Genomic DNA, 22,723 nt, shown 5'->3' on the forward strand with positions numbered 1-22,723 from the left:
CGGTCACACGGTGAGTGCCCGGTCCGTCGGCTTGATGGGAGCCGGCAGGGCGCTGGCTCCGGTCAGGAAGCGGTCCACGCCCTTGGCCGCGGAACGGCCCTCGGCGATGGCCCACACGATCAGGGACTGGCCGCGGCCCGCGTCACCGGCGACGTACACGCCGGGGACGTTGGTGGCGAAGTCCGCGTCGCGGGCGACGTTGCCGCGCTCGTCGAGCTCCAGGCCGAACTGCTCGACCAGGCCGTTCTCCCGGTCGGTGCCGGTGAAGCCCATGGCGAGGGTGACCAGCTGGGCCGGGATCTTCCGCTCGGTGCCGGGCTTGGGGGCCGGCCGGCCGTCCTTGAACTCCACCTCGGTCAGGTGCAGGTACTGGACGTTGCCGTCCTCGTCGCCCTCGAAGTGGGTGGTGGAGACGGAGTAGACCCGCTCGCCGCCCTCCTCGTGCGCGGAGGTGACCTTGTAGAGCATCGGGAAGGTCGGCCAGGGCTGGTTGGCGTTCCGCTCCTCGCCCGGCTGCGGCATGATCTCCAGCTGGGTGACGGAGGCCGCGCCCTGGCGGTGGGCGGTGCCGACGCAGTCCGCGCCGGTGTCGCCGCCGCCGATGACGACGACATGCTTGCCCTCGGCGGAGATCGGGGCGACGGTCAGGTCGCCCTCCTGCACCTTGTTGGCGAGCGGCAGGTACTCCATCGCGAAGTGGATGCCGTTCAGCTCCCGGCCGGGCACCGGCAGGTCGCGGGAGGTGGTGGATCCGGCGGCGATGACGACGGCGTCGTAGCGCTTGCGCAGCTTCTTGGCGTCGAGGTCGCGGCCGATCTCCACCTCGGTGCGGAACTTGGTGCCCTCCGCGCGCATCTGCTCGATACGGCGGTTGATGTGGCGCTTCTCCATCTTGAACTCGGGGATGCCGTAGCGGAGAAGGCCACCGATACGGTCCGCGCGCTCGTAGACGGCGACGGTGTGGCCGGCCCGGGTCAGCTGCTGGGCGGCGGCCAGCCCGGCCGGGCCGGAGCCGATGACGGCGACGGTCTTGCCGGAGAGGCGCTCGGGCGGCTGCGGGGTGACGTCGCCGTTGTCCCACGCCTTGTCGATGATGGAGACCTCGACGTTCTTGATGGTCACCGGCGGCTGGTTGATGCCCAGCACACAGGCGGCCTCACAGGGCGCGGGGCACAGACGACCGGTGAACTCCGGGAAGTTGTTGGTCGCGTGCAGCCGCTCGCTGGCCTCGGTCCAGTCCTCGCGGTAGGCGTAGTCGTTCCACTCGGGGATGAGGTTTCCGAGCGGGCAGCCGTTGTGGCAGAACGGGATACCGCAGTCCATGCAGCGCGACGCCTGCTTGCTGATGATCGGCAGCAGGGAGCCGGGCTGGTAGACCTCGTTCCAGTCCTTGACGCGCTCCTCGACGGGGCGGGTCTTGGCGATCTCGCGCTCGTGGTTCAGGAAGCCCTTGGGGTCAGCCATTGGTCGCCGCCTCCATCATCTTCTCGTGGGTCTCGGACTCGGAGAGTCCGGCCTGCTCAGCGGCGTCCTTGGCGGCGAGCACTGCCTTGTAAATGGGCGGGATGACCTTGCTGAAGCGCGCGGCCGCGGCATCCCAGTCGGCGAGGAGCTTCTCGGCGACGGTGGAGCCGGTCTCCTCCTGGTGGCGGCGCACGACGTCGTGCAGCCACTGCTTGTCGGCGTCGTCGAGTGCGTGGACCGCGTCGACGAGCTCCTTGTTGACGTTGGCCTTGTCGAGGTCGATGACGTAGGCGAAGCCGCCGGACATACCGGCCGCGAAGTTGCGGCCCGTCTCGCCCAGCACGACCGCGTTGCCGCCGGTCATGTACTCACAGCCGTGGTCACCGACGCCCTCGGAGACCACCGTGGCGCCGGAGTTGCGGACGCAGAAGCGTTCGCCGACCCGGCCGCGCAGGTACAGCTCGCCGCCGGTGGCGCCGTAGGCGAGGGTGTTGCCGGCGATGGTGGAGTACTCGGCGAGGTGGTCGGCGCCGCGGTCCGGGCGGACGATGACCCGGCCACCGGAGAGGCCCTTGCCGACGTAGTCGTTGGCGTCGCCCTCCAGGCGCAGCGTGATGCCGCGCGGCAGGAACGCGCCGAAGGACTGGCCGGCCGAGCCGGTGAAGGTGATGTCGACGGTGTCGTCGGGCAGACCGGCGCCACCGAACTTCTTGGTGACCTCGTGGCCGAGCATGGTGCCGACGGTCCGGTTGATGTTCCGGATCGCGACCTGGGCGCGCACCGGCTGGGCGGCCTCGGCGGTGTCCGCGGACAGGGCGTCGGCGGCGAGCTTGATCAGCTCGTTGTCGAGCGCCTTCTCCAGGCCGTGGTCCTGCTCGATGACCTGGTGGCGGACGGCGCCCTCGGCCAGCTCGGGCACGTGCAGCAGCGGGGCCAGGTCCAGGCCCTGCGCCTTCCAGTGGTCCACCGCGCGGGAGGTGTTCAGCAGCTCGGCGTGGCCGATGGCCTCGTCCAGGCTGCGGAAGCCCAGCTCGGCGAGGAGCTCGCGGACCTCTTCGGCGATGAACTGGAAGAAGTTGACGACGTACTCGGCCTTGCCGCTGAACCGCTCGCGCAGCGTCGGGTTCTGGGTGGCGATGCCGACCGGGCAGGTGTCCAGGTGGCAGACGCGCATCATGACGCAGCCGGAGACGACCAGCGGTGCGGTCGCGAAGCCGTACTCCTCGGCGCCCAGCAGGGCGGCGATGACGACATCGCGGCCGGTCTTGAGCTGACCGTCGGTCTGCACCACGATCCGGTCGCGCAGCCCGTTGAGCAGCAGCGTCTGCTGGGTCTCGGCCAGGCCGAGCTCCCAGGGACCGCCCGCGTGCTTGAGGGAGGTCAGCGGGGAGGCGCCCGTACCGCCGTCGTGGCCGGAGATCAGGACCACGTCCGCGTGCGCCTTGGAGACACCCGCGGCGACCGTGCCGACGCCGACCTCGGAGACCAGCTTCACGTGGATGCGGGCCGCCGGGTTGGCGTTCTTGAGGTCGTGGATCAGCTGAGCCAGGTCCTCGATGGAGTAGATGTCGTGGTGCGGCGGCGGGGAGATCAGGCCGACGCCCGGGGTGGAGTGCCGGGTCTTGGCGACCCACGGGTAGACCTTGTGGCCGGGCAGCTGGCCGCCCTCGCCGGGCTTGGCGCCCTGGGCCATCTTGATCTGGATGTCGTCGGAGTTGACGAGGTACTCGGACGTCACACCGAAGCGGCCGGAGGCGACCTGCTTGATGGACGAACGGCGCGCCGGGTCGTAGAGCCGCTCGGGGTCCTCGCCGCCCTCACCGGTGTTGGACTTGCCGCCCAGCTGGTTCATGGCGATGGCGAGGGTCTCGTGCGCCTCCTGGGAGATGGAGCCGTACGACATGGCGCCGGTGGAGAAGCGCTTGACGATCTCGGACGCCGGCTCGACCTCCTCGATCGGGATCGAGGGGCGCTCGGAGGCGAAGGAGAACAGGCCGCGCAGCGTCATCAGCCGCTCGGACTGCTCGTTCACCCGGTCCGTGTACTGCTTGAAGATGTCGTAGCGGCGCGAGCGGGTGGAGTGCTGGAGCCGGAAGACGGTGTCCGGGTCGAAGAGGTGCGGCTCGCCCTCGCGGCGCCACTGGTACTCGCCGCCGATCTCCAGCGCGCGGTGCGTGGCGGCGATGCCGGAGGCCGGGTAGGCCTTGGCGTGCCGGGCTGCGACCTCCTTGGCGATGACGTCCAGGCCGGCGCCGCCGATCTTGGTGGCGGTGCCGTGGAAGTACTTCTCGACGAACTCCTCGTCCAGGCCGACGGCCTCGAAGACCTGCGCACCCCGGTAGGAGGCGACGGTCGAGATGCCCATCTTGGACATGACCTTCAGGACGCCCTTGCCGAGCGCCTTGATCAGGTTCTTGATGGCGGTCTCGGCCTCGACACCCGGCAGGAAGGTGCCGGCGCGGACCAGGTCCTCGACCGACTCCATGGCCAGGTACGGGTTGACGGCCGCGGCACCGAAGCCGATGAGCAGCGCGACGTGGTGCACCTCGCGCACATCGCCGGCCTCGACGAGCAGACCGACCTGGGTGCGCTCCTTGGTGCCGATGAGGTGGTGGTGGACCGCGGCGGTCAGCAGCAGCGACGGGATCGGCGCGTGCTCGGCGTCGGAGTGCCGGTCGGAGAGCACGATCAGCCGGGCGCCGTCGTCGATGGCGGCGTCGGCCTCGGCGCAGATCTCCTCGATCCGGGCGGCCAGCGACTCGCCGCCGCCGGAGACCCGGTAGAGGCCGGAGAGGGTCACGGCCTTCATGTCGGGCATGTCGCCGTCGGCGTTGATGTGCACGAGCTTGGCCAGCTCGTCGTTGTCGATGACCGGGAAGGGCAGGGTCACGCTGCGGCAGGAGGCCGCGGTCGGCTCCAGGAGGTTGCCCTGGGGGCCGAGCGAGGAAATCAGCGAGGTGACCAGCTCCTCGCGGATGGCGTCCAGCGGCGGGTTGGTGACCTGCGCGAAGAGCTGGGTGAAGTAGTCGAAGAGCAGCCGGGGGCGCTCGGACAGCGCGGCGATCGGCGAGTCGGTGCCCATCGAGCCGATCGGCTCGGCGCCGGCCTTGGCCATCGGGGCGAGGATGACGCGCAGCTCTTCCTCGGTGTAGCCGAAGGTCTGCTGACGGCGGGTGACCGAGGCGTGGGTGTGCACGATGTGCTCACGCTCGGGCAGGTCCGCGAGCTCGATCAGACCGGATTCCAGCCACTCCTGGTAGGGCTGCTCGGCGGCGAGCTGCGCCTTGATCTCGTCGTCCTCGATGATGCGGCCCTCGACGGTGTCCACGAGGAACATCCGGCCGGGCTGGAGGCGGCCCTTGCGGACGACCTTCGCCGGGTCGATGTCCAGGACGCCGACCTCGGAGGAGAGCACGACCAGGCCGTCGTCGGTGACCCAGTAGCGGCCGGGGCGCAGACCGTTGCGGTCGAGGACCGCGCCGACCTGGATGCCGTCGGTGAAGGTGACACAGGCCGGGCCGTCCCAGGGCTCCATCATCGTGGAGTGGTACTGGTAGAAGGCGCGCCGGGCCGGGTCCATGGAGGGGGAGTTCTCCCACGCCTCGGGGACCATCATCAGCACGGAGTGCGGCAGCGAGCGGCCGCCGAGGTGGAGCAGCTCCAGGACCTCGTCGAAGGAGGCGGAGTCGGAGGCGTCCGGGGTGCAGACCGGGAACAGCCGCGCGAGGTTCTCGGCGTCCTCGCCGTTCTCCGCGCCGAAGAGCTTGGTGGCGAGCTGCGACTCACGGGCCCGCATCCAGTTGCGGTTGCCCTTGACCGTGTTGATCTCGCCGTTGTGCGCGACGAAGCGGTACGGGTGGGCCAGCGGCCAGCTCGGGAAGGTGTTGGTGGAGAACCGCGAGTGGACCAGCGCGATGGCGGTGGCGAAGCGGCGGTCGGACAGGTCCGGGAAGAAGGGCTCCAGCTGGCCGGTGGTCAGCATGCCCTTGTAGACGATCGTCCGGGCGGACAGCGAGGGGAAGTAGACCCCGGCCTCCCGCTCGGCGCGCTTGCGCAGGGCGAAGGCCTTGCGGTCCAGCGCCAGGCCGGTGTTGACCCCGTCGCTCACGAAGATCTGGGAGAAGGCCGGCATGGTGGCGCGGGCGCCGTTGCCGAGCAGCTGCGGGGCCACCGGGACCACGCGCCAGCCGATGACGTCCAGGCCCTCTTCACCGGCGATCGTCTCGATGCGCGAGACGGCCTCGGCCGCCTCCTGGGCATCGGACGGGAGGAAGGCGATACCGACGGCGTAGGCGCCGGCCTCGGGGAGCTCGAAGGTGACGTTCTCGCGAAGGAACGCGTCCGGCACCTGGAGCAGGATGCCGGCGCCGTCGCCCGAGTCGGGCTCCGAGCCGGTGGCACCGCGGTGCTCCAGATTCGTCAGGACGGTCAGCGCCTGCTCGACCAGTGCGTGGCTGGCCTCGCCGGTGAGGGTGGCCACAAAGCCGACGCCACAGGCGTCGTGCTCATTGCGGGGGTCGTACATCCCCTGCTGGGCGGGGCGGCCGTCCATGGGCGACCAGGCTGCGGCGTCGCTGCTGCTGGTGGTCGCGGAGTGCGTGGACGCGAAACGCATCGGCTCTCCCAACGTCGTAGTGGCAATCGGGGTACCTCCCAGGCCCTGGAGGCCCGGGGGAATTGCCGAGGGACGACGTTGGCCCTCCGCGAAATTTCGTGCAGGTTACAGGATGGCGTCCTTCTCAAAAAGCGAAAAGGGGCTTCCAGCATGCGGACACCGCACCTGCGGTGAGTCAGTACGCGGACGGAAACGGGGCCGTCCCACAAGGCGGCGTTCGGCGAGCGACGTTGCCCGCGACGCCTGGGCCTTATGCCCGGCCGTCAACAAACCGAAACCGCTGGGTAACGCTGTAATTATGCAGTCACCCGTATGACAGGTCACCCTACGACGGTTCCGAACAATGCTCCCAGGACGTACGTCACACCCGCCGCGGCGCCACCGAGGGCCAGCTGCCGCAGCCCGCTGAACCACCAGGAGCGCGCCGTCACACGCGCCACGACCGCCCCGCAGGCAAACAGTCCGACCAGCGCGAGCAGCACCGCGGGCCAGATGGCGGACGCCCCCAGAAGGTAAGGAAGGACAGGCAACAGCGCACCCAACGCGAACGATCCGAAGGAGGAAATCGCGGCGACGGCGGGGGAAGGAAGGTCGGACGGGTCGATGCCCAACTCCTCCCGGGCGTGGATCTCCAGGGCCTGCTCGGGGTCCCTGGAGAGCTGTTCGGCGACCTGCCGGGCGAGCGCCGGCTCGACCCCGCGCGACGTATACAGCGCGGCGAGCTCTTCCAGCTCGTCCTTCGGGTGCTTGCGCAGTTCGGCGCGCTCGACGTCCAGCTCGGCCTGCACCAGCTCGCGCTGCGAGGCGACCGAGGTGTACTCCCCCGCCGCCATCGAGAAGGCGCCGGCCGCCAGGCCCGCGAGGCCGGTGATGATGATCGCCTGCTGCGACAGCGCGCCGCCGGCGGCGCCCGTCATCAGCGCGACGTTCGAGACCAGCCCGTCCATCGCGCCGAAGACGGCGGGGCGCAGCCAGCCGCCGTTCACATCGCGGTGGGTGTGGTTGTCACGGTGGGCCACATGCGTCGGCGCCGCCGCATCCATGATCTCCATGACGGACATATCGGTACCTACTCCCTGCGAGCGAGGTGTGGGCCGATGGCGGCACTTCCCCCTCCAACACGTCGAAGTTATGCGGCCCTTGGCCTCCGCCGCTAGCAAGGAAGGCCGAACTTACCGCGCTGACCTGCGGTTTTTCCGCGGGATCGGCGATGAGATCCGGGTCACACCCCCGTGAGCGGCCGGCCGGACGCATCGCTCCGGGGCCGTCCGGGGCGGTCGACCGGGTGACCCTGCCGCCCGGGACAGGAGAGCCGGGCCCTCGCGTGGCACGGATACAGCGCAGCGGTCCGCAGCCGGGCGGCGCCCCGCGGGCCCGGCGGCGGCCGGCCCGTACGACAGAACGGCACGCACATGAGCGCAGCGCACCCTCCGCCCGCGGAGCCGGCCGGGCCCGGCGCGGGCGACGCCGTCCGCGACCGGGCCCGCGGCGCGCTGCTCGGACTCGCCGTCGGTGATGCGCTGGGGGCCCCCGCGGAGAACATGAAGCCCTCGCAGATCCGCCGCCGCTGGGGCCGGATCGAGGGGTATGTCGAGGACGACCCGGCCGGCACCGACGACACCGAGTACGCGATCTTCTCGGGGCTGCTGCTGGCCGCGCACGGCTCGGCGCTGACCGTCGCCCAGGTCGAGGCCGCCTGGCACCAGTGGATCGCCGACCGGGACGAGGGGCCGTTCCGCGGTGCGGGCTTCAGTGAGCGCGGCACCCTGGAGAACCTGCGCCGGGGCCTGGCCGCGCCCATCTCCGCCCAGCACCGGCACGCCTGGAGCGACGGGCTGGCGATGCGCGCCGCGCCGTTCGGGGTGTTCGCCGCCGGACGGCCCGCCGAGGCCGCCCGGCTGGTGGCCATCGACGGCACGGTCAGCCACGACGGCGAGGGGATCTACGGCGGCCGGGCGGTGGCCGCCGGCGTCGCCACCGCCATGGTCGCCTCCGCCACCGACGCGGTGATCGCCGCCGCGCTGTCCGTCGTGCCGGAGGACTCCTGGACCGCCCGCTCGCTGCGCCGCGCGGTCGGGGCCGCCCAGCGCTCCCGGCACACCCCGGGCATCACCCAGCTCGGCACCGAGCGCGCGGTGCGCTCCGCCGTCGTGATCGGCGGCTACCCCTGGACGGATCTGGCGCCGGAGGCCGTCGGCCTGGCCTTCGGCGCGTTCGAGGCGGCCCGCGGCGACTTCTCCGCATCGGTGCTGACCGCGGTCAACATGGGGCGGGACGCCGACACCACGGCGGCCGTCGCCGGTGCGCTGGCCGGTGCGCTGTGCGGCGCCGCCGCGATCCCCGAGGCATGGGCCGCCGCCATCGGCCCGGCGCGCGGCAGCTGTCTGCCGTCGATGGCGGGCTACCACGTGCTGGACATCGCGGAGCTGCTGACCTCGCAGGGGGCGGACCCGCGGGCCGGAGCCGTCGCGGAGCCCGTCGCCGGGGCGGGCGTCGAGGCCGTGGTGGGGGCCGGATGAACGGCCGGGAAGCGGTGCGGAACGCCGCCGGACCCGGCGACCCGGCCGGGGCGCGCGGCCGTATCGAGGGGCTGCTGCTCGGGGTGGCCTCCGGGGACGCCGCGGGGTGGCCGGCGGCCCGGCACCGGGCGGCGCGGATGCCGGAGTGGACCCGGCGGCTGACCCGTGAGCTGGACACCTTCGCCGAGCAGAACGCGACCACCACGCTGCCGGTGCCGATCGCCCTCAACCAGCCGCCCGAACCGCTGCGGCTGGGCCCCTCCGACGACGCCGAGTGGGCCGCCTTCACCGCCGAGTCGGTGCTCACCGCGGCCGGTGCGCCCCTCAGCGACCTGGGCCGGGACCGCCGGATGCGGGCCGCCGTCGATCTCGCCTGGAACGCGCTGGCCAACGAGGTCGCCGCGGCCGCCGACCGGGCGCCCGAGGTCGAGTCCGCCGTGCTGCCGCTGCGCGCCCGGATCTCCGTACGCGCCGGGCTCGGCAATCTCGCCGCCGGGCTGCGGCCGCCCGCCACCGGCCACGACAACCCGCACTACTTCGACGACGCCGCCTGCGTCCGCGCCGCCGTCCTGGCCGTGGTGCACCCCGGCGAGCCGTCCGCCGCCGCCGAGCTGGCCGAGTACGACGCGCGCTACACCCAGGACGGCGACGGGGTGCACGGCGCGCGGGCGATGGCCGCCGCGGTCGCCGCCGCGCTCGGCGGCACGGCGGCGGGCGGCTGTGTGGACGCGGCGCTGGACCAGCTCCCCGACGGCACCGAGATCCGCCGCAACGCCCTGCACGCGGTCCGCCTGGCCCGCTCCTTCGCCGCCGACGGTCCCGGCCCGCCCGGCCGCCCCGGCACCGCCTTCGCCCTGGTGCCCCTGCTGGAGCACGAGATCGTCGACCACGTCTACAGCTACGGCATCGCCGCGGCCGAGACCGTCCCGGTGGCGCTGGCGCTGGCCCTCGCGACGGACGGGCGGATCGCCGAGGCGGTACCGGCCGCCGCCTGTCTCTCCCGGGTCGCCGACTCCGCACCGGCCCTCGCCGGGGCGCTGACCGGCGCGCTCGGCGGTGCGCACGCCCTGCCCCGCACCTGGCGCGACGCCTGCCGGGTGCTGTCCGGCTGTGCGCTGCCCCGGCTGGCCGGCACGGACCTGGTCGAGCTGGCCGGGCTGCTGGCCCGTACGGAGCTGACCGCGCCCGAAGCCGCCGCGGCTCCCCCGCCGGCCCGTCCGGAAGCCGTCTCCGGGGCCCTTCTGGCTCCCGCCCCCTCCCCCACCGTGGAAGGACTCACCCGCACATGACGTACGCAAGCGAGCAGACACCGGCCGCGGCGACCGCTCCCGACCCGCAGGCCACCCGGATCCTGCCGGTCACCCCCGTCACCGTGGTCGCCAAGCCGTCGCCCGTGAACCCGGTGCCCCCCGTCACGCCCGTCCCCCCGTCCCTGGAGGACCGGGCGACCGGGGCGCTGGTCGGCGCCGCCGTCGGCGATGCGCTCGGCGGGCCGGTGGAGGGCCGGACACCGGAGGAGATCGTGCAGCGGCACGGCGGCCGGGTCGAGGGCATCGTCGGCCCGTTCCACGACGACTGGCGCACCGCCCGCCCGCTCGCGCCGTACCACAAGGGCGACGGGCATGTCACCGACGACACCCTGATGACCCATGCGCTGGTGCGGGTCTACGAGGCGGTGCGCGACCACCTCGACGCCTATGACATCGCCGACCACCTGGTACCGGATCTGATCGGCACCCCGCGCTGGATCCCGGAACTGGAGGCCGAGGCGCTGCCGGTGCAGCGGATCTTCCTCGCCGAGAAGTGGATCGTGGCGCGGCTGCACTACGGGCACGCGGACCCGCGCGAGGCGGGCGTCGGAAACATCGTGAACTGTGGTGCGGCGATGTACATGGCGCCGGTGGGCATCGTCAACGCCGGCAATCCGGACCGGGCCTACGCCGAGGCGCTGGACATCGCCGGGGCGCACCAGTCCTCGTACGGGCGGGAGGCGGCGGGGGTGTTCGCCGCGGCGGTGGCCGCCGCGTTCATCCCGGACGCGACCCCGTCCTCGGTCGTCGTCCAGGCGCTGCGGCTCGCCAAGGACGGCACCCGGGCCGCGATCGAGGCGGTCTGTGAGGCGGCGTCCTCGGTCACCGACCCCGCGTCGGCACCGGCGCCGCTCCGCGCAGCGGTCGCCCCCTTCGACACGGTCGGCCCGGACTACCGCAACCCGTCGCTCGGTGCCCGGCGGCCCTCCCGGCTGCACGCCATCGAGGAACTCCCCATCGCCCTGGGCATGTTGCTGATCGGCGGCGGCGACTTCCGGGCCACGGTCCTCGGCTCGGTCAACTACGGCCGCGACTGCGACTCGATCGCCACCATGAGCGGCGCGCTGGTCGGCGCGCTGCGCGGCGCGGAGGCGGTGCCGGCCGAGTGGAGCACGGAGGTCGCCCGCGCCAGCCGCCTCGATCTGGAAGCGCCCGGCGCCGCGCTGGCCGCCGTCGCACGCGAGGTCTTCACCCGCGACCGGACCCGCGCCCGCACCCATGAGCAGGCGTTCACCGCGATCTCGGCGATCCCGGCGATGACGGAAGCGGTCGGACCGTGACGGCCACCGCGGCGGCGCCCGCCCGGCCCGTGGAGGCGGCGCCGCTCCGGGTGACCTGGGTGCAGCCCGAGGACCTGGTCGGGCACGAACTGCGCCAGGCGGCGGAGGACGGCCGGGACGCCGCCCCGCTCGCGCGGCGGTGGCGGGCGGCCGGCGGCACGACGGCGCCGGGCCGGGCGGGCGCCTCCCCCGGCCCGGCCCCTCCAGCCCTGCGGGCGCTCGCCGGCGCGCTGCTCGACGAACTGGCCCTGCTGCCCTGCCCGTCGGCGGCCGACGAGCCCACCGAGCTGACGGCGATCCAGCGGGAGTGGGCGCCATGGCCCGGGGACGGTGAGCCACGGCCGGACGGCGGTGTGCCGGCCGCCCGGCTGGAGGCCGCCTGGCTCGGGCGGGCGGCCGGCTGTCTGCTCGGCAAACCGGTCGAGAAGCTGCCGCTCGACGGGATCCGGGCGCTCGCCCGCTCGACCGGAAACTGGCCGCTGACCGGCTACTTCACCGAGACCGGACTCGACCCGGCGGTGGCCGCCCGGCACCCGTGGAACCGCCGCAGCCGCGCCACCTCGCTCGCCGGGAACATCGACGGCATGCCCGAGGACGACGACCTCAACTACCCACTCCTCGGTCTGCTGCTCCTCGAACGCCACGGCCCCGGCTTCAGCACGGCCGACGTGGCGCGGCTGTGGCTGGACGAACTGCCGGCCGGCCGGACCTTCACCGCCGAACGCCTGGCGTACCGCAACCTCCTGGACGGCATCGAGCCGCCGCACACCGCGCGCCACCGCAACCCGTTCCGGGAGTGGATCGGCGCGCAGATCCGCGCCGACGTCCACGGCTGGACCCACCCCGGCGACCCGGCCGCCGCCGCGGCCCAGACCTGGCGGGACGCCACGCTCAGCCACACCGCGAACGGGGTCTACGCCGCGATGTTCGTGGCCGGCGCGCTCGCCGCGGCGGCCGGCGGCGGCACGCAGGTGCACGGGGCGCTGCGGGCCGGGCTGGCCGTGATCCCCGCGCGCTCCCGGCTCGCGCGGGCCGTCCGCCGCGGTATCGCGCTGGCGCGGGAGGAACCCACCGGCACCCCGGCCGGCTTCGCGACCGTCGTCGACCGGCTGCACCGCGCCTACGGGCACCACCACTGGGTGCACGCCCTCCCCAACGCGGCGCTGCTGGCCGCCGCGCTCACCCACGCCGACGGCGACTTCAGCGGCTCGATCTGCCGTGTGGTGTCGGGCGGCTGGGACACCGACTCGAACGGCGCCACCGCCGGGTCGCTGGCCGGCCTGCTCGCGGGGACGCCCGAGGCGCTGCCCGCCCGCTGGACGGCACCGCTGCGCAACCGGCTGACCACCGGCGTCCGCGGGCTGGACGGCATCGGCTTCGACGCCCTCGCGGCGCGCACCGCCGCGCTGGTCGTACCCGGTACCCCCGCCGACCGAACGAAGGCCCCCGCACCATGACCGACCCCTCCCTTTCCGGGGCGCCCCGGCCCACCGCCGACGAGCGCGCCGCCGCCCCCGACTCGCCCGACTCCCCTGCCGCCGGCCCGCTCACCGGGCTGCGGGTGCTCGATCTCGCCACGCTGTTCGCCGGTCCGCTCGCCGCCACCCTGCTGGGCGACTTCGGCGCCGAGGTGATCAAGATCGAGCATCCGCACCGGCCCGACCCGTCGCGCGGCCACGGTCCCGCCAAGGACGGCGTCGGCCTGTGGTGGAAGCTGCTGGGCCGCAACAAGCGGACCATGACGCTCGATCTGTCCCACCCGGGCGGCCGGGACGTGCTGCTGCGGCTCGCCGCCGGGGCGGATGTCGTCGTCGAGAACTTCCGGCCCGGGACCCTGGAGCGCTGGGGCCTGGGCTGGGACGAGCTGTCGGCCGTCAACCCGCGCCTGGTGCTGGCCCGGGTCACCGGCTTCGGGCAGTTCGGCCCCTACGCCCGGCGCCCCGGCTTCGGCACCCTCGCCGAGGCGATGAGCGGTTTCGCCGCGATCACCGGGGAGCCGGACGGGCCACCGACCCTGCCACCCTTCGGTCTCGCCGACGCGATCGCCGCGCTGACCACGTCGTACGCCGTGCTGGCCGCGCTGCGCGCACGGGAATCCCCCACTCTCGGCTCCGCTCGAGCGGGGGGACCCCCATCCGGCCGCGGCCAGGTCATCGATCTGGCGCTGATCGAACCGATCCTGACGGTCCTCGGTCCGCAGCCGCTCTGGTACGACCAGCTCGGCCATGTCCAGCCGCGGACCGGCAACCGCTCGGCGAACGTCGCCCCGCGCAACACCTACCGCACCGCCGACGGCTCCTGGGTTGCGGTCTCCACCTCGGCCGAGTCGGTCGCCGGGCGGGTGATGCGGCTGGTCGGCCGGCCCGAGGTGACCGACGAACCCTGGTTCGCGACCGGCGAGGGGCGGGCCCGGCACGCCGAGGAGCTGGATACCGCGGTCGGTGACTGGATCGCCCGGCACGACCGGGCCGAGGTGCTGGCCGCCTTCGAGAAGGCCGAGGCGGCCGTGGCACCCATCTACGACATCCGCGAGGTGATGGCGGACCCGCAGTACGCGGCGCTGGGTTCGATCACCGAGGTCCCGGACGACGAGCTCGGCACGGTCCGGATGCAGAACGTCCTCTTCCGGCTCTCCGAGACGCCGGGCGCCATCCGGTGGGCGGGCCGCCCGCACGGCGCGGACACGGACGCGGTGCTGGCCGGACTCGGGCTGACCGACGCGGAGATCGACGCACTGCGCACGGCGGGCGCGCTGTGAGGCCGACCCCGCAGACACCCCGCCAGACCCCCGCTCCCACCCCGCTGACCTGGCTCTATGTGCCCGGGGACCGCCCGGAGATGGTCGCCAAGGCGCTCGGCTGCGGGGCCGATGTGGTCGTGATCGACCTGGAGGACGCGGTCGCCCCGGACCGCAAGGACCATGCGCTGCGGGCCACCGCCGAGCTGCTGGGCGACCCGCTGCCGGTGCCGGTCCATGTCCGCGTCAACGCGCTGGACGGCCCGCTCGCCGAGCACGAGATCCGCACCCTGGCCACCCTGCCGGGCCTGGCCGGTCTCCGGCTGCCCAAGGTGCAGGGCCCGGCCGATGTCCACCGCGCCGCCGGCTGGGCGACGACGGCCGCGGAGCCGGTACCCGAGCACGTCCCGTACGCCGCCGAAGGCCCCGTACCACCGGCCGGGCACGCCCGCGCGGACCACCTCGTCCCGGTCCGTACGCCCCTTGGCAGCACCGCCACCCTCGCCCCCGCGGCCCCGCCCGCCGCGAGCGCGCTGCCCGCCACCCCGACCCTGTACGCGCTGCTCGAATCCGCGCTGGGCATCGAGCACGCCTTCGCCATCGCCACCGCGCATCCGGCGCTGCGCGGGATCGCGCTCGGCGAGGCCGATCTGTGCGGGGAGCTGGGGGTGCGGGACGACGCCGGGCTGGCGTGGCCGCGCAGCCGGGCCGTGGTCGCCGCCCGCGCCGCCGGTCTCGCCCCGCCGCCGCAGTCGGTCCACCCTGACGTCCACGACCTCGACGGGCTGGCCCGGTCCTGCGCCCGGGGCCGGGCGCTGGGCTTCCTGGGCCGGGCGGCGATCCACCCCCGCCAGCTCCCGGTGATCGAGGCGGCCTACCTCCCCTCGGCGGAGGAGATCGCGGCGGCCCGGGAGATCGTGCGGGCCGCCACGGCGGAGGGCGGGGCGCTGGCGCTGCCGGACGGCCGGTTCGTGGACGCGGCGGTGGTCGCGGGCGCCCGGCGGGTGCTGGACCTGGCCGGACGCCGGCGCTGACCGGCGGGGCGCCGGGTCCGGACAGCACAGCGCCGGGCGGACCCTGTCTCGGATCCGCCCGGCGCGTGAGGCGGCCGGGGCCGCCTCAGGGCTTCTTGGTGCCGCCGCTGCCGGCCGGCTTGGCGTCCGCGGCGGGCTCGTCCGCCGTGTCCTCGGACGGCTTGTCGCCGGGCTCGTCCGTCGCGGACTCCTCGGCCACGTCGGCACCGGACTCCGCGTCATCGCCGGCCGCGGTCTTCGCCGCCGGCTTCTCGACCGAGACCTTGCCGCCCTCGGCGCCCTCGTCCGGGCCGGCGGTGTCGCCGTCCGCGCCCTCGTCCAGCTGCGCGCCCGGTTCGACGACCGCTTCCCGGCCGGGGGCCTTCTTGGCGGAGATCACGAAGTAGGCGACGGCCGCGACGAAGACGATCAGCGCGGTCCAGACGTTCAGCCGCAGGCCCAGGATGTGGTGGGCCTCGTCGACCCGCATGTACTCGATCCAGGCGCGGCCCGCGCAGTACGCGGCGACGTACAGGGCGAAGGCCCGCCCGTGGCCGAGCCGGAAGCGCTTGTCGGCCCAGATGACCAGCGCCGCGACGCCGATGCACCACAGGCACTCGTAGAGGAAGGTCGGGTGGTAGGTGCCGCCGATGCGGCCGATGGCCGGGTCGGAGCTGATCTCCAGCGCCCACGGCACATCGGTCGGCTTGCCGTACAGCTCCTGGTTGAACCAGTTGCCCCAGCGGCCGATCGCCTGCCCGAGGGCCAGCCCGGGCGCCAGCGCGTCGGCGTACGCGGGCAGCGGGATACCGCGCCGGCGGCAGCCGATCCAGGCGCCGACCGCGCCGAGCGCCACCGCGCCCCAGATGCCGAGGCCGCCCTCCCACACCTTGAAGGCGTCGAGCGGGTGGCCGTTCGGGCCGAAGTACGGCTCGTACGTCGTGATGACGTGGTAGAGACGGCCGCCGACCAGCCCGAAGGGGACGGCCCATACGGCGATGTCCGCGACGGTTCCGGAGCGGCCGCCGCGCTGCACCCAGCGCTTGTTGCCGAGCCAGACGCCGACGAAGACGCCGATGATGATGCAGAACGCGTAGCCGCGCAGCGGGATCGGGCCGAGATGTACGACGCCGACCGACGGGCTGGGAATGAATGCGAGGTCCATGGCAGGGACGACGCTACCGCGCCGGGCGGGGTCGGCGGCAACCCGGCCCAGCTACGGCTGCGTAACGACCCCGTCGGCAGGCGGTGACGCTGTGTGTCCGCGGCGCCGGGAGGCCCCGCTCAGGGCGTGACGCCGCGGCCCGTCGGCTCCGCCCGCGGCGCGGCGCTCCGTGCGGGGTGCCTGCCCTGGGGCGAGGCGCCGGTGTGCGGAGCGGCGCTCTGCTTCCCCGGCTGCCCGGCCTTGTTGGCGTCCAGCACCATCTTCTTGAGGTCCGCGGGGCTGAGCCGGCCGCCCTTCTCCTTGGACAGGTCCTTGCCGTTGAGCAGGACGGTCGGGGTGCCGCGGTATCCGGAGGTGGCGAAGGAGTCGTTGGACTTCTGCACGAAACGGTCGTAGGTGCCGTCGTTGACGCACTTGGTGAAGGCGGGGGTCACCAACCCCTTGACCTTGCCGGCCAGTTGGAGGAGGTACTGCTTGTCGGCGAACTTGTCCTGCGGCTCGGGCGGCTGGTGGGAGTAGAGGACGTCGTGGTACGCGCGGAACTTCCCGGCGTCCTGCGCGCACAGGGCGGCGTTGGCGGCGTTCCGGGACCCCTGGCCGCCCGCGTTGCCGTCGATGATGGTGACGAGGTGGTACTCGCTCTTGAGCCGGCCGGCGTCCTCCAGCTCATGGATGACCGGGCGGAATCCGGTCTCGAACTGCTGGCAGGCGGGACAGCGGAAGTCCTCCCACACCGTGAGTGTGGCGGGGGCGCCGGCCGCGCCCACCGGGACGGCGGGCCGGGCGCCGCCGCTGGCCTGCTTCGGGACGGCGACCTCATTGTCCTCGGCGGCGTGCTCCTCGGAGGACGACGACGCCCAGACGGCGATGCCGCCGGCCACCGCCAGCACCACCACCACCGCCCCCGCGACGATCGCCTGGCGGCCGCGCCGGGCGCGTGCCTTCTCCCGCTCCCGCTGTTCCTGGAGTCGCTCGCGGGCGGATTTCTTACCCTCATGATTCTTCTGGCTCACACCCCTGGACAACGAAGCGGAGGGGTGCCCCCGCACCCCTCCGCACCGATGTTCGCTCTATCGGGGGACAGCGGCCGGGCCCGCGTCCCGCCCGCGCCCGGCCGTGCGCGCCGCCGTCAGGAGCGCTTGCGCACGCCCTCGGCCAGCTCGCCCGCCAGGCCGCGGACCCCGGCGAGACCGGCCGCCAGGTCGCCGTCCGCCGCCAGCAGCAGCTTGACGAACGCCGAGCCGACGATCACCCCGTCCGCGAACCGGGCCACCTCGGCGGCCTGTTCGGCGTTGGAGACCCCGAGGCCGACGCAGACCGGCAGCCCGGTGGTGGCCTTGGTGCGCCGTACGAGGTCCTGCGCCTGCTCGCCCACCGACTCACGGGTGCCCGTGACGCCCATCAGCGAGGCGGCGTACACAAAGCCCGAGCCGGCCGCGGTGATCTCGGCGAGCCGGGCGTCCTTGCTGCTGGGGGCGACGACGAAGACGGTGGCGAGACCGTGCTTGTCGGCGTGCTCCCGCCAGCTCGCGGACTCCTGCACGGGCAGGTCGGGCAGGATGCAGCCCGCGCCGCCCGCCTCGGCGAGCTCGGCGGTGAAGCGCTCGATGCCGTAGCGGTCGATCGGGTTCCAGTAGGTCATGACGAGGACGGGCTTGCCGGTGGCCGCGTGCGCCTCGCGCACGGTCCGCATCACGTCGGCGATCTTCACCCCGCCCCGCAGGGCGATGTCGTCGGCGGTCTGGATGACCGGCCCGTCGAGGACCGGGTCGCTGTGCGGCAGCCCGACCTCCACGACGTCCGCGCCGCCGTCGAAGACGGCCTTGGCCGCCTCGATGCCGCCGTCGACGGTCGGGAACCCGGCCGGCAGGTAGGCGATCAGCGCGGACCGGCCCTCCGCCTTCGCGGCGGCGAGGGTGTCACTCAACAGCTTGATGTTCCCGCTCACTTGGCGTCCCCCTCGATCTCCGCGTCCTCGGTGCCGGCGTCCGCCTCGACGGCGGCGTCCGCGTCGTAGAGGCTGAAGTAGCGGGCGGCGGTGTCCATGTCCTTGTCGCCGCGCCCGGACAGGTTGACGACGATCAGGCCGTCCTCGCCGAGCTCCCGGCCGAGCTCCAGGGCCCCCGCGAGGGCGTGTGCGCTCTCGATGGCCGGGATGATGCCCTCGGTGCGGGAGAGCAGGCGCAGCGCCTGCATCGCGGCGTCGTCGGTGACGGCGCGGTACTCCCCGCGGCCGCTGTCCTTGAGGAAGGCGTGCTCTGGCCCGATGCCCGGGTAGTCCAGACCGGCCGAGATGGAGTACGGCTCGGTGATCTGGCCCTCGTCGTCCTGGAGGACGTAACTCCGCGACCCGTGCAGGATTCCCGGCTCACCGGCGCTCAGCGTGGCGGCGTGCTCGCCGGTCTCGATGCCGTGGCCCGCGGGCTCGCAGCCGATCAGCCGCACCCCGGTGTCCGGGATGAAGGCGTGGAAGAGCCCGATGGCGTTGGAGCCGCCGCCGACACAGGCGACCGCGGCGTCCGGCAGCCGGCCGGCCCGCTCCAGGATCTGGCGGCGCGCCTCGACGCCGATGACGCGGTGGAAGTCGCGCACCATCGCGGGGAAGGGGTGCGGTCCGGCGACGGTCCCGAACAGGTAGTGGGTGTGGTCGACGTTGGCGACCCAGTCGCGGAAGGCCTCGTTGATGGCGTCCTTGAGGGTGCGGCTGCCGGACTTCACGGCGATGACCTCGGCGCCGAGCATCCGCATCCGGGCGACGTTGAGGGCCTGCCGCTGGGTGTCGATCTCGCCCATGTAGATGGTGCATTCGAGGCCGAACAGGGCGCAGGCGGTGGCGGTGGCCACGCCGTGCTGGCCCGCGCCGGTCTCGGCGATGACCCGGGTCTTGCCCATCCGCTTGGTGAGCAGCGCCTGGCCCAGCACGTTGTTGATCTTGTGGGACCCGGTGTGGTTGAGGTCCTCGCGCTTGAGGAACACCCGGGCCCCGCCGGCGTGTCCGGCGAACCGCGGCACCTCGGTGAGCGCGCTGGGGCGCCCGGTGTAGTTGACCATCAGGTCGTTGAGCTCAGCCGCGAACGCGGGATCCCCCTTGGCCTTGTCGTACTCCGCGGCGACCTCGTCGACCGCGGCGACCAGCGCCTCGGGAATGAACTTGCCGCCGAACGCACCGAAATAGCCTTCGGGGTTCGGCACCCGTCCCTCGGGATCGGGAAGGAAAAAATCTGCGGACATCAGACGCACTCCTCGCCGGGGCAACTGCCCCGGAAGTCCAGTGGTGGCGGGATGGGCATCACGGTATGCGGCGCGCGCGGGGCGGGGCGGGCAGGCCGTCGCCGCAGCGGAGCGGCAACGGGGCGCTCGGGCGGAGGCCGGCCGGCGTCGTGGGACCCGGCGGGGGCGTGGCCCGGCCTGGCCTGGACGTTGGCCGGCCTGGCCGGGACGCTCCCCGGCCTGGCCGGGACGCTCCCCGACCTGGCCGAGACGCTCCCCGACCTGGCCGGGACGCTCCCCGACCTGGCCGAGACGCTCCCCGACCTGGCCGAGACGTTCCCCGGCTCGGCCGCGGCACTCCCCGGCCCCGGTCGGGGCGCTCCCCCGCCCCCTCCCCCTCTCCCCCTTCGGGGGAGGGGGCGGGGGTGGGTTCGGGGGTGGGGGGGAGCAGGCGGTCAGACGACCGCTGTCTCCCCCGGTGTCCCGGCGCCCGGGCGGGGCCGGCGCGTCAGCGCGCGGGCCCCGGTCGCCATCGCATGCCGTTGATCTGTCCCGGCTCGGAACCGATGTGATACCTGACCCGGCGTCCGTGGACCCGCCTGGCGGGTGCCCGGCAGCCCCGGTGCCACGGCGGCAGCGCACAGCGCTTGGGGTCGGGGCGTCGGTGCGGGGCGGGCGGGAAGCCGTGGACCGGCACCACCGGGCAGGGAACGCGGACGGCCGCCCCGGCGCGCACCCCGGCCGGGCCCGGGTGCGGTACCCGGGCCCGGCAGCGGAGGTCTGCGGCGGTGGCGGTCATGTCGGTGTGCTGTCCCAGGCGCTCAGGACCGGCCGTGCCGGATCGCCGGGTGGGAGCCCGCGGCGACCAGGTCGGCGACCGCGGTCTTGGGGTCCTTGCCGGTGACCAGCGACTCGCCGACCAGCACCGCGTCCGCGCCGTCGTTGGCGTAGGCGATCAGGTCGTGCGGTCCGCGGACACCGGACTCGGCGATCTTGACGATGTGGTCGGGGATCTCGGGGGCGACCCGGGCGAAGTTGCCGCGGTCGACCTCCAGGGTCTTCAGATTGCGGGCGTTGACGCCGATGATCCTGGCGCCGGCGTCCACCGCGCGGGCGACCTCTTCCTCGTCGTGCACCTCGACCAGCGGCGTCAGACCGATCGACTCGGCGCGCTCGATCAGCGAGACCAGCGCCTCCTGCTCCAGCGCGGAGACGATCAGCAGCGCGAGGTCGGCGCCGTAGGCACGGGCCTCCCACAGCTGGTAGGCGGTGACGATGAAGTCCTTGCGCAGGACGGGGATGTCGACCTTGGCGCGGACGGCTTCCAGGTCGGCCAGCGAACCGCCGAACTTGCGCTGCTCGGTGAGGACGGAGATGACGGCCGCGCCGCCCGCCTCGTAGTCGGCGGCCAGACCGGCCGGGTCGGCGATCGCGGCGAGCGCGCCCTTGGAGGGGCTGGAGCGCTTGACCTCGCAGATCACCGTGACGCTCTCGCCCTTGAGCGCGGCGACGCCGTCCTTCGCGGGGCGCGCCTTCTGGGCCCGCTCCTTGAGCTCGTCGAGGCTCACCCGCGCCTGCCGCTCTGCGAGGTCGGCGCGGACGCCGTCGATGATCTCGTCGAGCACACTCACGCGAGCGGCCTCCTTCTGGGGCAGTGGTGGACGGTCCCCCGGACGAACGGTCCCATCCGGCACTCCGATGGTATCCGCCAAGCGATGCAGGTCTCACATCCGGTGGACCGTGACCCCACGACCTGGGCTTCTCCGGGCGCTGGGCGGCCGCTGGCACCGGGTCCGCACGGCCGCCGGGTCACGGTGCGAGCCCGCTGCCGAAGGGGAGGTTGCGGACGACCGTGAAGACCAGCAGCAGCCCGCCCAGTGCCCACCAGTGGACGGCTCGCGGCCGCGGCCCCGCCGTGCGGCGCCCGCGGACCGCATTGCCCAGCCAGAGCGCCCAGAAGACCGCACAGGCGGCGTATCCGGCCACCGCGAGCGCGTTGGCGCCCAGCGCCGCGACGAGGTCGCCGTGCGCGACGGCGTGGGCGCTGCGCAGCCCGCCGCAGGCCGGGCAGTAGACGCCGGTGAGGTGCAGCAGCGGGCACACGGGGTAGTGGCCGGGCTCGTTCGGATCGACGGCACCGAGGACGGCGAAGGCGGCGGTGGCGGCGGCCAGGGCGCCGAGGGGCGCCACGAGGCGGCGCGGCAGACCGCCGCGCGGGGAGGCGTCGGGCCGGGCCGCGGGTTGGCTCACGTGCCGATTGTCCGGCCGGACAGGCGAAGGCGCAGCTTCTCGGCCGCCGTACGGAACGGTCACGGACGGCGGGTACGGCACCGCGGTGCGTACGGGCCGGGAAGCGGCGCCTTCGGGGTGCTGCGGGAGTGGCGCCGGACCCCGGCGCCACGGGAGCGGGGGCTCAGCCCTCCTGCGGCTGCGCCTGCGCCTGGGGGCGCGGCTTGGCGGCACGCTTGGGCTCCGAGCCCAGACCGGCCATCCGCATCAGACCGCCCACGGCGGCACCGAGACCGATCAGCGCCATGCCGGCCCAGAAGCCGGGCACGTTCGCCAGCACGATGAAGGCTCCGGCCACACAGAAGCCGATGAACGAGATGATGACGCCGGTCCAGGCGGCGGGGGTGTGTCCGTGGCCACTGCTCGACATGAATGCTCCTCGATGCTCTGCGCGCCGGGGTCGGGGCGCGATGATCCGCTCGGCCCATTGTCACCGATGCCGGAGGGAGCCCTTTTACCGGGTGGGGTCCTCACCGCGGTCCAGGGACTTCCAGATCTCCTCGGGGCGGTCCAGATCCGGCGGGGCCGGTGCCCGCCGCGGTCCGCGGCCGCCGCCGGGCGTCCGCTCGTATTTGCCCGACATCGCAGGCCAGTGGCGTCCGTACACCAGCGCCAGCAGTCCGGCGAGCAGCAGCAGCAGACCGCCGGCCGCGGCCACCCACGGCCAGCCGGTGTGGGTGACGTGATGCACATCGGTTCCGGTCAGCCCGACGGCGGTGGCGGCCTTCTCGCGCAGCGCCGAGGTGTCGGAGTTGCCCAGCACGGCGGCGACGGCGATGCCCACGCCGCTCAGCGTGAGCAGGGCGGCGACCGCGATCCGGCCGGCCCGGCGGACCGCGAAGACGGCGACCAGCGCGGCCAGGCCGACGACGGCCAGCGCGCCGGGCACGCCGGTCACATCGGCGCCGGTCACCGTGCGCGGCAGCGCGCCCTGGGCCAGCACCGCGGAGCCCTCGGCCCAGGTGCGGCCGGAGGCCAGCAGCGCCAGGCCGGCGCCGGCCGCGCCGGCCAGCAGCGCCAGGGCGAGGCTGCGGTGCGCGCGGCGCGCGGGCCTGGCCGGCGGGGGCCCGGAATCGCCCTGCGGCGCGCTGTCGGTGGGGGTCTGGGATGCGGCACTCACG

18 protein-coding genes are annotated in these 22,723 nt (G+C 73.9%); 6 read left to right on the plus strand and 12 right to left on the minus strand.

What is annotated here, in order from left to right; translation table 11 throughout:
• Positions 1 to 3: 3 nt before the first annotated feature.
• The 3 genes from AC3EUV_RS16385 to AC3EUV_RS16395 form a co-directional block, all read right to left on the minus strand.
• A complete protein-coding gene (locus AC3EUV_RS16385; RefSeq protein ID WP_432143190.1) occupies positions 4 to 1,464 on the minus strand; it encodes a glutamate synthase subunit beta in 1,461 nt (486 codons plus the stop codon).
• Positions 1,457 to 6,079, minus strand: a complete 4,623-nt coding sequence (gene gltB, locus AC3EUV_RS16390) for a glutamate synthase large subunit (protein ID WP_432143189.1) — start codon at positions 6,077 to 6,079, stop codon at positions 1,457 to 1,459. The genes AC3EUV_RS16385 and gltB overlap by 8 nt, the downstream gene beginning before the upstream one ends.
• Positions 6,080 to 6,399: 320 nt before the next feature.
• The gene (locus AC3EUV_RS16395; protein WP_388195115.1) at positions 6,400 to 7,131 is read right to left on the minus strand and encodes a VIT1/CCC1 transporter family protein; all 732 of its coding nucleotides are present in this window, start codon (positions 7,129 to 7,131) and stop codon (positions 6,400 to 6,402) included.
• Positions 7,132 to 7,491: 360 nt separating this feature from the next.
• Between AC3EUV_RS16395 and AC3EUV_RS16400 the strand changes: the two genes are divergently transcribed.
• From AC3EUV_RS16400 to AC3EUV_RS16425, 6 genes are read left to right on the plus strand one after another with little or no spacing between them, the layout of a single operon-like run.
• Entirely contained in the window at positions 7,492 to 8,598 is a 1,107-nt protein-coding gene (locus AC3EUV_RS16400) for an ADP-ribosylglycohydrolase family protein (protein WP_432143188.1), read from the plus strand.
• Positions 8,595 to 9,887, plus strand: a complete 1,293-nt coding sequence (locus tag AC3EUV_RS16405) for an ADP-ribosylglycohydrolase family protein (protein ID WP_432143187.1) — start codon at positions 8,595 to 8,597, stop codon at positions 9,885 to 9,887. Before AC3EUV_RS16400 ends, AC3EUV_RS16405 begins: the two co-directional genes overlap by 4 nt.
• The gene (locus AC3EUV_RS16410) at positions 9,884 to 11,188 is read left to right on the plus strand and encodes an ADP-ribosylglycohydrolase family protein (RefSeq protein ID WP_435603210.1); all 1,305 of its coding nucleotides are present in this window, start codon (positions 9,884 to 9,886) and stop codon (positions 11,186 to 11,188) included. Before AC3EUV_RS16405 ends, AC3EUV_RS16410 begins: the two co-directional genes overlap by 4 nt.
• Entirely contained in the window at positions 11,185 to 12,645 is a 1,461-nt protein-coding gene (locus tag AC3EUV_RS16415; RefSeq protein WP_432143185.1) for an ADP-ribosylglycohydrolase family protein, read from the plus strand. The genes AC3EUV_RS16410 and AC3EUV_RS16415 overlap by 4 nt, the downstream gene beginning before the upstream one ends.
• On the plus strand, positions 12,642 to 13,946 hold the full coding sequence (locus AC3EUV_RS16420; RefSeq protein WP_432143184.1) for a CaiB/BaiF CoA transferase family protein: 1,305 nt from the start codon (positions 12,642 to 12,644) through the stop codon (positions 13,944 to 13,946). The genes AC3EUV_RS16415 and AC3EUV_RS16420 overlap by 4 nt, the downstream gene beginning before the upstream one ends.
• Entirely contained in the window at positions 13,943 to 14,959 is a 1,017-nt protein-coding gene (locus tag AC3EUV_RS16425; protein WP_435603211.1) for an HpcH/HpaI aldolase/citrate lyase family protein, read from the plus strand. The genes AC3EUV_RS16420 and AC3EUV_RS16425 overlap by 4 nt, the downstream gene beginning before the upstream one ends.
• Positions 14,960 to 15,044: 85 nt before the next feature.
• Here the strand turns inward: AC3EUV_RS16425 and lgt are convergent, their stop codons facing one another.
• The 9 genes from lgt to AC3EUV_RS16470 form a co-directional block, all read right to left on the minus strand.
• Positions 15,045 to 16,103, minus strand: coding sequence for a prolipoprotein diacylglyceryl transferase (lgt, locus tag AC3EUV_RS16430; protein ID WP_432143182.1), 1,059 nt, complete (start codon positions 16,101 to 16,103; stop codon positions 15,045 to 15,047).
• Positions 16,104 to 16,222: 119 nt separating this feature from the next.
• Positions 16,223 to 17,116, minus strand: a complete 894-nt coding sequence (locus tag AC3EUV_RS16435) for a DsbA family protein (protein WP_432143181.1) — start codon at positions 17,114 to 17,116, stop codon at positions 16,223 to 16,225.
• Between the two features lie 116 nt (positions 17,117 to 17,232).
• Entirely contained in the window at positions 17,233 to 18,051 is an 819-nt protein-coding gene (trpA, locus tag AC3EUV_RS16440) for a tryptophan synthase subunit alpha (RefSeq protein WP_432143180.1), read from the minus strand.
• On the minus strand, positions 18,048 to 19,334 hold the full coding sequence (trpB, locus tag AC3EUV_RS16445) for a tryptophan synthase subunit beta (protein ID WP_435603212.1): 1,287 nt from the start codon (positions 19,332 to 19,334) through the stop codon (positions 18,048 to 18,050). Before trpB ends, trpA begins: the two co-directional genes overlap by 4 nt.
• A gap of 487 nt (positions 19,335 to 19,821) precedes the next feature.
• The gene (trpM, locus tag AC3EUV_RS16450) at positions 19,822 to 19,950 is read right to left on the minus strand and encodes a tryptophan biosynthesis modulator TrpM (RefSeq protein WP_387248982.1); all 129 of its coding nucleotides are present in this window, start codon (positions 19,948 to 19,950) and stop codon (positions 19,822 to 19,824) included.
• A 184-nt stretch (positions 19,951 to 20,134) separates the two neighbouring features.
• The gene (gene trpC, locus AC3EUV_RS16455; RefSeq protein WP_432143178.1) at positions 20,135 to 20,944 is read right to left on the minus strand and encodes an indole-3-glycerol phosphate synthase TrpC; all 810 of its coding nucleotides are present in this window, start codon (positions 20,942 to 20,944) and stop codon (positions 20,135 to 20,137) included.
• Positions 20,945 to 21,122: 178 nt separating this feature from the next.
• On the minus strand, positions 21,123 to 21,563 hold the full coding sequence (locus AC3EUV_RS16460) for a DUF2752 domain-containing protein (RefSeq protein ID WP_432143177.1): 441 nt from the start codon (positions 21,561 to 21,563) through the stop codon (positions 21,123 to 21,125).
• Positions 21,564 to 21,726: 163 nt separating this feature from the next.
• Positions 21,727 to 21,972 carry an HGxxPAAW family protein gene (locus AC3EUV_RS16465; RefSeq protein ID WP_432143176.1) on the minus strand — a complete coding sequence of 82 codons (246 nt, stop codon included), beginning with the start codon at positions 21,970 to 21,972 and terminating at the stop codon, positions 21,727 to 21,729.
• Between the two features lie 84 nt (positions 21,973 to 22,056).
• Positions 22,057 to 22,722: a TIGR02234 family membrane protein gene (locus AC3EUV_RS16470; RefSeq protein WP_432143175.1), complete on the minus strand. Its 666-nt coding sequence runs from the start codon at positions 22,720 to 22,722 to the stop codon at positions 22,057 to 22,059.
• Position 22,723 lies beyond the last annotated feature (1 nt).

It is taken from the genome of Streptomyces sp. bgisy130, assembly GCF_057708345.1.

Coding starts and splice junctions, on each gene's coding strand:
- AC3EUV_RS16385 (WP_432143190.1), bottom strand. CDS start 1,464: ATGGCTGACCCCAAGGGCTTCCTGAACCACGAGCGCGAGATCGCCAAG.
- gltB (WP_432143189.1), bottom strand. CDS start 6,079: ATGCGTTTCGCGTCCACGCACTCCGCGACCACCAGCAGCAGCGACGCC.
- AC3EUV_RS16395 (WP_388195115.1), bottom strand. CDS start 7,131: ATGGAGATCATGGATGCGGCGGCGCCGACGCATGTGGCCCACCGTGAC.
- AC3EUV_RS16400 (WP_432143188.1), top strand. CDS start 7,492: ATGAGCGCAGCGCACCCTCCGCCCGCGGAGCCGGCCGGGCCCGGCGCG.
- AC3EUV_RS16405 (WP_432143187.1), top strand. CDS start 8,595: ATGAACGGCCGGGAAGCGGTGCGGAACGCCGCCGGACCCGGCGACCCG.
- AC3EUV_RS16410 (WP_435603210.1), top strand. CDS start 9,884: ATGACGTACGCAAGCGAGCAGACACCGGCCGCGGCGACCGCTCCCGAC.
- AC3EUV_RS16420 (WP_432143184.1), top strand. CDS start 12,642: ATGACCGACCCCTCCCTTTCCGGGGCGCCCCGGCCCACCGCCGACGAG.
- lgt (WP_432143182.1), bottom strand. CDS start 16,103: ATGGACCTCGCATTCATTCCCAGCCCGTCGGTCGGCGTCGTACATCTC.
- trpB (WP_435603212.1), bottom strand. CDS start 19,334: ATGTCCGCAGATTTTTTCCTTCCCGATCCCGAGGGACGGGTGCCGAAC.
- AC3EUV_RS16465 (WP_432143176.1), bottom strand. CDS start 21,972: ATGTCGAGCAGTGGCCACGGACACACCCCCGCCGCCTGGACCGGCGTC.